This is a genomic window from Paenibacillus amylolyticus (genome assembly GCF_036894225.1).
Classification (GTDB): domain Bacteria; phylum Bacillota; class Bacilli; order Paenibacillales; family Paenibacillaceae; genus Paenibacillus; species Paenibacillus amylolyticus.
Genome location: NZ_CP145893.1, coordinates 88,030 through 100,282, shown reverse-complemented (window position 1 = coordinate 100,282; position 12,253 = coordinate 88,030). Strand labels below are relative to the sequence as shown.

At 40.7% G+C, this 12,253-nt stretch carries 9 protein-coding genes, 1 pseudogene and 1 CRISPR repeat array (1 of these 11 cut by a window edge); all 10 genes and pseudogenes read right to left on the bottom strand.

Annotated elements, in window-relative coordinates; translation table 11 throughout:
• A CRISPR array of direct repeats spans positions 1–122; the repeat unit is 33 nt; unit sequence ATTTCAATCCACGCACTCCATACAGAGTGCGAC (it extends 720 nt beyond the left edge of the window).
• A 204-nt stretch (positions 123–326) separates the two neighbouring features.
• Positions 327–440 (bottom strand): annotated as a pseudogene (locus V6668_RS32265) (CRISPR-associated endonuclease Cas2); the annotation flags it as partial.
• Between the two features lie 321 nt (positions 441–761).
• Positions 762–1,544, bottom strand: coding sequence for a type III-B CRISPR module RAMP protein Cmr6 (gene cmr6, locus V6668_RS30715; protein WP_338709154.1), 783 nt, complete (start codon positions 1,542–1,544; stop codon positions 762–764).
• Entirely contained in the window at positions 1,541–1,972 is a 432-nt protein-coding gene (gene cmr5, locus V6668_RS30710; RefSeq protein ID WP_338709153.1) for a type III-B CRISPR module-associated protein Cmr5, read from the bottom strand. Before cmr5 ends, cmr6 begins: the two co-directional genes overlap by 4 nt.
• Entirely contained in the window at positions 1,972–2,880 is a 909-nt protein-coding gene (gene cmr4 / locus V6668_RS30705; RefSeq protein WP_338709152.1) for a type III-B CRISPR module RAMP protein Cmr4, read from the bottom strand. Before cmr4 ends, cmr5 begins: the two co-directional genes overlap by 1 nt.
• Before the next feature lies 1 nt (position 2,881).
• The gene (gene cmr3, locus V6668_RS30700; protein ID WP_338709151.1) at positions 2,882–4,195 is read right to left on the bottom strand and encodes a type III-B CRISPR module-associated protein Cmr3; all 1,314 of its coding nucleotides are present in this window, start codon (positions 4,193–4,195) and stop codon (positions 2,882–2,884) included.
• On the bottom strand, positions 4,188–6,056 hold the full coding sequence (gene cas10, locus V6668_RS30695; RefSeq protein ID WP_338709150.1) for a type III-B CRISPR-associated protein Cas10/Cmr2: 1,869 nt from the start codon (positions 6,054–6,056) through the stop codon (positions 4,188–4,190). Before cas10 ends, cmr3 begins: the two co-directional genes overlap by 8 nt.
• Entirely contained in the window at positions 6,026–7,456 is a 1,431-nt protein-coding gene (gene cmr1 / locus V6668_RS30690; RefSeq protein ID WP_338709149.1) for a type III-B CRISPR module RAMP protein Cmr1, read from the bottom strand. The genes cas10 and cmr1 overlap by 31 nt, the downstream gene beginning before the upstream one ends.
• A gap of 11 nt (positions 7,457–7,467) precedes the next feature.
• Positions 7,468–8,445, bottom strand: a complete 978-nt coding sequence (locus V6668_RS30685; RefSeq protein ID WP_338709148.1) for a DUF6602 domain-containing protein — start codon at positions 8,443–8,445, stop codon at positions 7,468–7,470.
• Between the two features lie 1,500 nt (positions 8,446–9,945).
• A complete protein-coding gene (locus tag V6668_RS32260; protein ID WP_422395301.1) occupies positions 9,946–10,317 on the bottom strand; it encodes a DUF2085 domain-containing protein in 372 nt (123 codons plus the stop codon).
• 100 nt (positions 10,318–10,417) lie between these two features.
• Complete coding sequence (locus V6668_RS30680; protein WP_338709147.1) at positions 10,418–12,238, bottom strand: hypothetical protein; 1,821 nt, start codon at positions 12,236–12,238, stop codon at positions 10,418–10,420.
• Positions 12,239–12,253 lie beyond the last annotated feature (15 nt).

Here is a 12,253-nt window from a genome sequence, read left to right as displayed (position 1 = left end):
TACACTAATACGCGTCAGGGAATTTCAATCCACGCACTCCATACAGAGTGCGACACTTATCAACGGTAAGTACGCGTGATTTACAGGCGATTTCAATCCACGCACTCCATACAGAGTGCGACAGCGAAAAGTGACGTAATAAACATGTTGCAAGAATAACTATTAACGCATTTTCGATATTTCTACTACTTTAAAACGGTTATTACAAATTTTTGACTATAAATCATTGCCAAAAGGTCACAAAAATGACCTTTTCGACAATTTTCGAGGTGCGAATCCCCCAGGGAAATCATGTGAGCTTGGCATTCGCACCTGCTACAATCCCCCATATCATAGGAATCTTTCGCTCCTACATGTTGGACTTTACTTTTGTAATTATCACCTAAGTTATAAAATCGAAGACTATCAGTATCCTTATCAATTAATTCTTCCAGTTCGAATCTTATCACTAAACAAGCAGCACCCAGTATCGTTCAAACAATGAGCTTGGTACGCTGTCCCTAATTCACATACTTTCTCCCAATTTAACAGCCTTCTTGGGTCTTCACTGCCTATCTTGCTTACATCATACGTAATCAAAATAAGCAATCATTAAGCGTCATATATAGGAATAGATATTGCTCAAATTAATACACCGAAAAAGTTGAATTACTATGTTTACACAGTTTCGTTTGGATCCTGAATTAAATTCAAAAGTTATATTTTAATTGATATTGCTTCGTATAATAACATCACTTAGGTTTTCAGATTTCGTAATCCTACTATACCATCCTTCCATAACCCACATTTGTTTTAGCTCCAATCCCTTCATTTGCAAGTGCTTTAGACAGTATATCTTTGGCCAGAGACAACCATTCATTGGCTAGTTCTGTTTCCCCCTCACATGCAAGTGCGATTTGAAATTGACCATTTGCCGTCAAGAACGGAATAGGAACAGGCGAATCGTCATCGCGTGGAGCAGGATACGTTTTATTAAACTGTACTTCTGCGATAACAATACCGTTATAATCCTGGTGATGTGGCGTAAACACATCGAGTTTCAGTGCCTCTTGGGCCGTATCCGGCGTTACCAGTGCATCATGAAACTGAATAAATCCTGCTGATTGCTGCGTCCCGAACAATACTTTGTAGTCCTCACCTTCACGCCTAAGCGCTGAATGGGTTTCACCAAGGATGTTATGTGCATAATGCGCAGCAAGGCCTTTCAGCGACGTTGCAGGCAAATATGGAACACCATATATCCGATGCAAGGTCAAGCTTGTCTCTAACACAGATGTCCCACCATGCCCTATAACAAGCGGTGTTTTGGATTCGACAAGAAATTGAAGTGTTGGGCAACTATCAAAATTGTTATCACTGTAATATCTCTCATAGCATGCTTTGTACCAATCATTTCTACCGTTCTTCCATTCCGTTCTATACTTATCAATAACATTATGATAAAGTTGCTGCTTATCTTGTCTCTTCTTAATTATATGTTCTATACTGCATCCATCATTTGATATAGCCCAGTGGCTCTTCGTTAATGCAAGATGTACATTCATGTGTTGTCCCCCGCCACAGTGCCATCCAGATCTTCATCGAGTAACTCTATCAGTTCCGCTCCCTGTTCAACTTTTAAGATAGCCTCTGTGTACCTCTTAAACCAAACCGAAGCTTGTAATACTTTACGGGACAAATGAAGATATTCAATATTCCGTTCCCCAATACCACCCAGTTCCTGACCAACTGCGCTTTTCATATCTTGTAAATACACTTGGTACACTCTCCCGCTATTATCCGATCCACTTTTAGCTTCAAAAAATGCTGTCGCAAGGCGCAACCCATTGGTTATCACAAGTGAAGGAAATCGATGACAGAGTTGACCATACTGTTGGGCAAAAGTAGCATTTCTTTTATCGTCCGATTCTCTTTTCACCATCATAACGCTCTCATATGCAACCTGAGCATACTTTTGTTGGGATGATATCATCAGACACAGCCTCCTGATATGAGAAAGCGCGTGCGACCTTTCCCAATTGTCGTATTTCCACCTAATTGCAGAATCAAAGTACTATCTTCCAATTCTTCCAGAAGTTGATTGCGCGCTTGGAGTTCGAAACTTCCTCCTACACGATCACACCAAATCAGTCCATAAAAAACGGCTTCTGTAGGAACATATTCTTCATACCAAAGTGCTCCCTTGACGGTTGTCTTGGTGTCTTCATTGATACGAATCCGCGGAGTTACTTCACAACACATTGTCGTAAAATATTGAAAGACTTCATCGCTAACGAGAGCCAGGCGCTCTGTCCAAAGTTCTCTGGATGGAGCATCCTCAAATAGATAATTGCTGATCGTAATTGCCCATTTAGTAAAAGAGGTTGATACACTCGCCTTACCCTCAAACTCATCCAAGAAGATATTCAATTTCTCTTTCTCTCCTGAGCGAATCACTGAAGATTCACTCACCCAGACTTCGTCTGCTCCAGCAGTCTCACTTTCGAAAACTTCTAAATCGGGAATATCCATCGCTAGACCTGCTGCTTGTGCGTCACGTCTCAAGCGTTTTAAGACCAAAGGGCAAGTTACATACGCAAATGTGCCATATCGGCTTGCAACAGGAAATGCCAATATGCGTCCGTCCGTCATTACAAGTGCACCAGCTGCACCATCTTGATCTCCTGCTTGGCCAAATGCCTTATTAATCCAAGCTTCATTTTTGCCATTCAGCCTGTAATAATCCCGGTGAACCCCTTTGAGGCTACTACCAGGAATCATGGGCCATTCTGTCACTTTCTCACGTTGGATAGGCATATCAATAACACCTATCCCCTCACCAGAACCTATATGTAACGGAGATAAACAGTGTAGCCAGAAAAATCTACTCGTGAGCTCCATATTATTCACTCCTTCTTTTGTCGATATCTTGTTCTGTGTCTGGAGTCCATTTTCCCCATAAAGCAAGACCAAATCCATCCTCTTGGTCAAATGCTCCCTTACGCCGGTTTGCATCTGATACAGACTGCAGCCACATTTTTTCTGCAAGCGTAGCTGCACTTCCCTCGATCACCTTAAAGAAATATACACTGCCCGCAGGCACAAGTCGTCGCACAGCCTTTTCATTCGTTCCCTTTCGTCCATGCGCATAACTCCAACCGGATACTGGCTGCCATCTCGGAACACATGCCCACAGAAGTCTGAGTTTGACACCTGTGTCATAAAGGTCCTTTGATTCTAGATGCTCATTTAACCAACCAGGTTGCCAGCCCTTGCGGAAAAATGCCGGTGTTGCTAAAACCATTCGAATATATTTAGCACCTTGGAGGGCATCCGTGATTTCTTCTGGACACTGCCATAAGGATTCTGCCGCCGGTACTTCGCTGAAATGTACTAATCTTCGCTCGCCGCCCATTGTATGCAATTCCGATAGATCTCCTGTCCAACCTGGTTCATTTGCAGGTAGCGTAACTGAGGAATGCAATGACAAACCATCTGGAAAAACAAGTGACTCCGTTGAATACAGGTGCTGATCCTTAGCTACTTGGCGTTCCTCATCTATAGAGATATGCGTTCGCTCTTGCCGCTCGAACGCTTGTAAAAAGGAAGGTGCCTTCTGTGAAGCAGGATCTCCATCTGCATTATACAGAGAAGGTTCGTTCTTCCTAATTTCAACTTCCCTCTGCCAGACAGCAATATCCTTAGCAATTTCTTTTGAAGGGACTTCATCAGTCAGCCAATCTTTCATCCAATGCGCAGAAACATAAGCAGGTGCTTTTTTCATCTCTTTATGCAACCCTGCTCCCAGCGGTGGCCAAAGCTGATTGTGCAGTCTGCCTTCTGTCCCTACGCCGAAGAAGCCTTGCCCTTCTTCTTTTAATGTATCGCTATCCGGATCACACGGCATCACTTTATGTAATCCGATTAATCCATTATCTTCATATACTTCGGCATCCCGCGGCATCGGAAAATAAAGACTTGCCTGCCAATGGTATAATGGCCCACGCACTGGTAACTTTGCATAATAGTCCAGAGGCGATGATTTCCCATGCTGCGCCTGTCGCTGTTTGGCTAGCATTGTGCGAATGGTTCCTGCCATTACACTTGGGGTGACGTCGCTTAAGGTGTGGGCTCGAATTCCCGGAATAGCATTAAAAGGTCTCCCATCTCGAATCATAATAGGGTCAATGGGTTGTGCTTTTAGCCATTTATTCATGTCGTTGCCCCACCTCTTCTAGTTGAATGGCTACAATAAACTGCTCCGCCATCCTTCTCAATTGTTCCAGTGGTCGGTTCCCTGGTTGATATATCGGTTTCAATTCTTCTTCAATCCATTTGTGCAATTTCTCATGAGAAATGCCCTCAGGTTTCTTCTTCAGAGCAAGACGTTCGATCTCCATTTGAATAAGCTGTCCGAAGTTTTCATTATCCTTAACCCAGCTCGACTCTCGCGACATTTTCATATACGTCGTGTATATCTCTCGCAGTTCATAGGCAAATTTGACCGAAAAATACGACTGGGCCCTCCATTCGCGAATGCTTCTCATTTTAAGGATTGGCTCTTCCTTAAACGGAAATGAAACCTTCATGACGTCACCACCACCTCGTTTATGAAAATGAATGGCAAATGCATCTCGTGTCTCTTTAGCCAGCTTTTCGGCTTGATGAGCCATCAGTCTTACTTCCTCCAGTGGCTCAAGCATGTGTGCAATGACAATCCCGATAGAAAGAGTTGGTGGAATCTCTGAATCTGGAGAGATGACAGATTTCATTGTTTCTATGAAACAATCGCGTAGCTCCTGTGCGGCATCCAAACATTGATGTACAGGCAAATAAGCCATTACATCGTCTCCACCACCATATACAAGTTGCCCTTGATGCTTCTTCATCAGGGTTGCCGCTTTAGATGAAAAGTCAGATAAGGCCTCAGAAAACCGGATATGACTGTGAATGTCCGTGATGCTGCGTAACTGCTTGCCCATATGATCTCCGTCTGCAATCAGAAAGGCATAATATGGGCTCGGACGCTTCAAACTCCCGCCATCCCCATAGTCTCCTTGATAAAGTCTTTCTAGCAATCCCATTATTTGCTTGAGTAATGGTTCTCTCTGAGAAGCCTCCAATTGTATGACTTCTTCGAGATAATCTTCAATTCGGCGGTCATAAAATAATCGGGCTTCATCATATGTAATACACGCTGATTCTTGGATCTGTTCTGCAGCAAGGTGAGATCGTTTATTACGATTCACCAACTGATCCACATCCTCTAAATATTTCATAACAGCCTTACCTAAGACAGCATCTTGGCGAATCAGATCCCGATAAGGCAAATAAGCCACCTCACAGACTGACGGAAACTGTTGTTGTTCAGGAATCAATTTCAGCGACAAGCGTTTAACAACGGATATTGCATCAAGTGTCTCATGCTCTTTAATTCCATATCTCGTCAATCTGGACTTATATTGTTCGTGTTCACGCCATACTGATTCACGGCCACCATCAAGTGTTGATTTTTTCTCTCCATACATGACACCGGGTTCGTTTGGCTTGAAATCCCTTAACTGCTTTCGAGCTGCTAAGAGCGACTCAGCTTGTTCGAGTGCATAGTTATATACGCTTTTTCCAGAGCTACGGTACGCGTCTGCCTCCTTCACTCGATCCAGGCTAATCCAAGAAGCATAGAATTCTACAACATCGTTAACTTGGCGTTTCCATGTACCAATATTGATGCTAAAATCTACTATTTTTTGAGCTCTTTTGGTATATTCTTTCCACTTCATAATGATTGCGCTACGGACCTTCTGAGCCACCTCCTTCGGATTATCCGTTGTAATCTCTCCCAATATTTTGTTGGGCGCACTTGCATAGGAGAAGCTTGCTGAATCCTGCACATTAAGTACCGGATACACAAGGGTCCCACCAAGTTCTATAAATTTTTCGCCTCCTGCTTTGCTCAGTTCCGAAAGCAAAAAGGAGCCAAACCATAGGTCGCGTGTTCTGCGAGCCTGGGCTATAAATTCTTGTACAGGACCAATGGATATGAGTATTAGTGTCTTATGGAGCTGGTTATTTTCCAAAATCTCTTGACCTCCCTACTGTGTACAAAAGCATCGACAGCAGATGAATATACTTTCTGATCATCATAGTCATCGATCATCGGACTGTTTTTATAGTGTAATGGTTTGGAGCTTTTATTTACGCTATACCCTTTATCTTTTTCCTTTTCTAGTACAGTCAAATCTAGTTGCTCTACTGGTGGATGGTTAAGCACTGCGATGAGACCAACACTACGAGTACAATTGAAAGCGAGTGGTTTTAAGATAATCGGTGAAGCTAAGCGGTCTTTGTCTTTAGGAGTAAGCTGTGTCTTATATGGTTCTACTGGGATCTTCTTTGTTTGAATACGCCCTTTATACTTTTCTGTAGATTCACGGATAGATTTAAACTGAAAAATGATTGGCATACCTAGTTCCGCTCGAGGAAACGCGGTCACTTCCTCCTTTGTTCCTGATAGATAGTAGTGTGTAGGCTTATCATGCTTAATATGAGCCATATCAAGTGTTTTACGTATTGAATCTGCTTCTGGCCAGTAGCTTCTTCCCGGCCTTTTAACCATTTGCTGTTTCCTCTCATCGAAAACCTCATTTTGTTTTGCTCTTCTACGAAAATCTTTATAAACTCTTATAACATTTCTCCATGTAGAGTTGTTCCCTTGTTGAATAAAATCGATTAACATTCTTGGGTTAAGCGTGGGCCATTCTCTATGCTCGCTTGCAGTGGGTAATACCAATTCGTAATCTTTAATTCGACTATCCAACCACTTCGGGAAATTGCTCTTGGTACACTCCTTTTCATTAGGCGAAAATTCCATACAATATAAGCTACCACAACCTCTACGTGTCCTGGAGCCGATTCCTCCAAAATTAATCCAGCCCCATAAAGCGGCATTGATATCCTTTACTAATTCTTGGAACCTTATCGGATCGTTTGTTTTCAGTTCAATGGCTTGTTGAGACCACTGTACTTCAAGATCAAATTGACATCCGGATGCATAATTTATCTTTTTTCCTGTTTTTCGATCCTGATCAGTTTCCTGAAATATATAGTCTGGGAAGGGCTTATTCTTGCTACCCACCGTATAACTTTCTATCTTGGTCTCTATCCTCTGATTCACAGTAACTCTCACACTACTTGGAGTTACTGTATCTCCAAATATCTCAGCTTCTCTTTGCCGTAATTCATAGGTGTTCTTGAATCTGGCTCCTCGCGTTGCTCTCCACCAAAACCGCAATTGACCACGAATTGTACTTTCACGAATTAGTCGATTTGCATCAACCTGGCCAGTCTCATGTCCTCCCCCAAACATCGGAGTTACAAGAGCAATGGTATACGTGTTAGCTCTATTAACCGTATAGCTTATTTCTGCTAGATCGTCGGTAATCAAGCGTGTTCGAGGACTCTCCAAATTTCTTCCCATAGATTTCTCCTTCACAACTTTTTATTTTCACCAATCTTCTTAAAAGCCTTTGCATATGCAAAATGCGGAAACATCATCGGGTTATTAAGTAACATGAGGAGCTGATTAAGTTGAAAGTTAAGTGTTAAGAGCTCATTATCTGGGATTCGCAAATCTAAAAGAGTATTCTCTAAAGAATCATATTCTTCAGATATCTTAAGCTCACTATATTTCCCACTCTCTTTAGCTTCTTTTAGGCGTATTCTGTGATCCTGGGTAACAACAATCTTTAAATTGTCTTCTTCCTGTGATCCGTTTAACCGGCTTCCCCACCAGCCAAGTTTTTCATTTTCACTGGGCACAACAAGCTTAAACTGGCTTGTTGCGCCGTTACTCCTACTTACTGATTGCTTGAGTAATATGAAGTCGAAGCTGTTTTTAATTTTATCTATATTAGCATGAATGGTATCTTCGTTCACACGTTTGAAATTGCTTGCAAGAATAAGGATTGGTCTAGTTTGTTGCTGTGTTAAATTCGTAAGACCGCTTATATAACCTGTTGCCATTCGGGCAACCCCGGAAGCAGTCGCCTTTAACTCCCGTATACTTTCGGCCCATTTAATAAGTCCGTCATCTTTCCATTTATCACTTTTGCATTCAATGGCAATCACCACTGCTTCAATTGGAATAAACTTCAACGTATTATGCTGGAACACATAAGGAGTGTATTGCTCATCATAAACTGCGATGTCCACTTCCCGTGAACGATTATTGTGAGAATCGATAATGATCACTCCTTGAGCCAGCGAATACTTAAGTGGAATGATATTTCTGAAGAATTTCATCCACATCATTTCTCGGCCGCTGCCTGTAATGCCACCATGGGCTGAGGCAATTTCAATCTCTTCAACCATCATTTGATTCAACTGTCTATAATTTTTTTCAATCAGTTCTAGAACATTAGGTTCTTTCGTCGTATGTTCGTTACAACTCTCTTCAAAAATCGCCATATTGTTTACCTCCGATGGTGTATATGTAACTCTATAATAAGCATTACTCTTGCTTTAAAAGAAGAATATCATTTCTTAGGTTTACTATATCTTCTCTATGGTTTAGTGAGACTCTATCAGGCTAGTAGTCGCATCTAAGAACAAATTAGATCTTAATTAAAAATGAGATGTAACATGTTACTTACTTGCACATGAAATTAACCTAAGAATTAAGAGTAATTAAACGATGTGGATCTAAGGAGCACCACATCCATTATCCAAGGACTATTAACCCATCTAATCAGGCAATAAGACTCACATTCAAATTCGACACAAAAGAACATATACCTTCAATCCCTCTTATATTTATAGAATATTATGTAATATATTGTTAAGGAGCAATGTGAGATTTTTAATAATGGATATCACAAAAAGCCTTACACGTGCTCATGTAAGGCTTTTTCGTAATATCCATTTTTTTATTTTACTTTCACCTGCTCAACCTTACTTTGATTAATTGAAATCCACGAGTTAAAAATGCATGGACAATGTTTTGATTGCAGTTGTTCTTTACATCAGTACATCTCAATCCGTGCACTCTATACAGAGTGCGACGAAGTAAGACGTGTGCATCAATCCAAGCTTATTATATTTCAATCCACGCACTTCCATACGGTGTGGGACCAAGATGCACTTAAGGCCAAGTACCAGGCAGAGAAATTTCAATCCACGCACTCCATACGGAGTACGACAAACCAAGGTCTTCGCTTGCTGTTCGGTCTATGATTCATTTTAATCCACATACGGAGTGCGACCTGAAGAGGCAGCCCTCTATAAAACTCGTGGTCTATTTCAATCCACGGACTCCATACGGAGTGCGACGTAATAACAAGGTCTATGACTTGACGTATCGACCAATGTTTCAATCCACGCACTCCATACGGAGTGCGACGGTTCATTTTATCCTCTAATTCAAACTTTAGTTGAATTTCAATCCACGCACTCCATACAGAGTGCGACATAAAGCGCCAGTACACGCTACTAGAGCGTCAGGTATTTCAATCCACGCACTCCATAAGGGGTGCGCCCCAAACTTGCTACTCCTGCGTTAAGTGTTTTGATTTTGTTGCAAGCGAGCAATATGCTACCGCTTCTCTAGTATGACTCATGTGTATACACTAATGACAATTAAGAATGTAAGATATACAATAACTTTTACATATTGTTTTTCAAGAAAAATATAGAAGGAAAACGAAGTGATATTATCTAATTAAAACCCTCAAAGTTAAACTAGCTAAATATTTGTTATCGAGAATTATCTCAGGCTATTTAGTACAACGCTTAATGTCAGATCATCGTCATCTTTGGGACACTACCTGAATTTATTTTGATTAAGTCTATATAGTCAGTGTAAATTCATTCTTATTTGGGCGTTCTCACTGTTAGTGCAAAAAGTGATGAGATGTTTAGTTAACCATCAAATCTTAATCTGAATATCTTGTTTCTTAACCGTAAACAGTTCTAGCACATAAGAGCAACTAACCATTTTGTAGTGTACCAGAGACCCACTCCACACAACGTTCCAGTAAGTATTCGTCGCCAATTTGTACTTTCTTTTCCCTTAACATATTGTCTCCAACCATCCCATATCATGGGGAAAATTAAGACGATTGATGTAGTTGCTAACACACTCATACTCCAATCGATTTTCCCATCTGGAATAATACTATGAAGCGCGTAACAAACTGTCAGTCCTAAAGCAACGCTCGAGCATCTCCAACATAGCGGGAAACAGAATTGTCCTATGTGAGGAGCCCTGTCTCGTTTTCGATTACATAACGGTACTATCCCAACGTCATCATATAAGGTCTTAAACCTTTTTCTTAACTCCATATTAATCAATTTCCAAATCTCCTGTTATCGACTATTTAACATTGAACAGCAAACAGAGATCACAATAATAATTAAAATTATCCCAATGATATAGAGCATATTAGTATGCAACCCCCAAATAGCTTTTCCATTCTTTTTCGAAGTCGATATTCATATCGAACAGTCGATTTATCTTTTCAAGCTCATGAATAACAGAATCTTTATGTGGATCAATCTCCTGTAAACGTTGCTTGGTCTCTTCGATCTCGAAAGCAATCTCCTTGAGCCTTAGTTCTGTCCCCCTCTGTTGTGAAGAAGTCAGTCCCTCTAGCTCTTGCAAGTACAGTTCATTTTCACGTTGAAATACCTTTTGAATATTTGCCATGAGAAGACCATGACGAACACTAAAAAGATCAGCTTTCTCCAAAACAAGCATAACTAGATTAGAACAGAGGACTGTAGCAATTATTTGTAATGGTAATAATAATGGTTCTGGGATAGCAAACTGTCGTTCTACATATTCAAATAACATCTCTAGTACAAAAGATGTTACCGTCACGGATATTAAATTAAAGACGGCATCTGCCTTTTGACTTGGAGTGGCATTTTTATCGCCAATAATTCTTGCTGCATCGACGAGGGACAGTACAAGACTCTTAGCAAGTTTAAGCATCCGCTTTACAGTAGCTTTCACAAGATTAATCAGGATATCAAAGAAGGACTTCAAAAACTTTTTCAGCCCTTGATTCATTATATTTTTAAATATAGATCCTATTTTGGAATACACGTACCGAACCACTCGTTCTCCTGCTTTCTCGAGTTTCCTTAATACTTCTTTTAATTTGAGTTTCCTATTCTTTAAGATGACCCGAATCTCATAAATAAGGGCAGGTACTGCATAATAGACGACTTGTCCGGCAACGATTTTGCTCAAAGACTTTGTGGTATGTTTACCAGCATCATTGACGACCTTCTTATAGTCTGTCTCCTGCAATATGACTTTACTTTCTTCATTTTGTGACTTGCGATAATTTTTAACTAGTTCGGATTTCACTTGTTTTGAGACTTTCCCATTCCCGTCAAGATATCCACTATCCTGAAGTTTTTTCTTCGGTTCGCCTTGAAGGTGTTCCCAGCGACTGGCAACCGCGTTTGCCATCTCATGTGGAGTTGCTCGATGAGTTATATCTACTTTTTCGTAGCTCACACCATCTTCATTTTTTACCTTCACGCTTACCTCTACTCTAACATCGCCTTTGGATTGGTTGGCAGTTTCAAACATCATTGTGAAATTATCCGAAGAATTATAAAATTCTTTAATCCTATCTTCTGCTTTGTCCTTCAAATAACGGTTGTAGACATATGCTGAGCTTAATGCCTGCGTGTGCTCCACATGTAACTGACTCACTCGTTTGCCTTGAGAGTTTAACCTTGAGGCTTCTATACCTTCTGTGTAATCATCCTGCATTGAACCCTCTGAATGACGACGCTCTCGGTATTGTTTCTTCCCCTTTTGAATCATTCCAGAGTCTTTATAACGCGGATGAGCACTCTCACTCTTTTCAAACAATTTTTGTTTCGAATTTTCCAAATCGTTCATTATCGTTTTCATAGTTTCAGCATTATCGGGATCATTGTAGTTGAAGACTAGTTTTTGTACGTCTTGTCCTGCAGCAAGTGGATCATATTCATCATCGTAATTGAACTCCAATATTCTTCGCATCATTTGATCAACAGTAATATGATAATCCGAAGTATCAAAGAAATTCCGAACGAGTTCACCTGCCAGGTCTCTACCAGAATTTCTAATTAACTGTGATCCGAAATCATTGTTGAGTAGTTTTTTCATTTCTAGGTTAATATTTGTGATTGCTGATTCGTAAAGTCTCTGTTCCTGTTCCAGAAGTATTGCTCTACTATGTACTACTTGTCGAATATTCATATACAGTCCTTTCCC

What these genes read in the sequence shown, in the direction of transcription:
- cmr6 (WP_338709154.1), bottom strand. Translation starts at nt 1,544, where the DNA reads ATGAATGTACATCTTGCATTAACGAAGAGCCACTGGGCTATATCAAAT.
- cmr5 (WP_338709153.1), bottom strand. Translation starts at nt 1,972, where the DNA reads ATGATATCATCCCAACAAAAGTATGCTCAGGTTGCATATGAGAGCGTT.
- cmr4 (WP_338709152.1), bottom strand. Translation starts at nt 2,880, where the DNA reads ATGGAGCTCACGAGTAGATTTTTCTGGCTACACTGTTTATCTCCGTTA.
- cmr3 (WP_338709151.1), bottom strand. Translation starts at nt 4,195, where the DNA reads ATGAATAAATGGCTAAAAGCACAACCCATTGACCCTATTATGATTCGA.
- cmr1 (WP_338709149.1), bottom strand. Translation starts at nt 7,456, where the DNA reads ATGGGAAGAAATTTGGAGAGTCCTCGAACACGCTTGATTACCGACGAT.
- V6668_RS30685 (WP_338709148.1), bottom strand. Translation starts at nt 8,445, where the DNA reads ATGGCGATTTTTGAAGAGAGTTGTAACGAACATACGACGAAAGAACCT.
- V6668_RS32260 (WP_422395301.1), bottom strand. Translation starts at nt 10,317, where the DNA reads ATGGAGTTAAGAAAAAGGTTTAAGACCTTATATGATGACGTTGGGATA.
- V6668_RS30680 (WP_338709147.1), bottom strand. Translation starts at nt 12,238, where the DNA reads ATGAATATTCGACAAGTAGTACATAGTAGAGCAATACTTCTGGAACAG.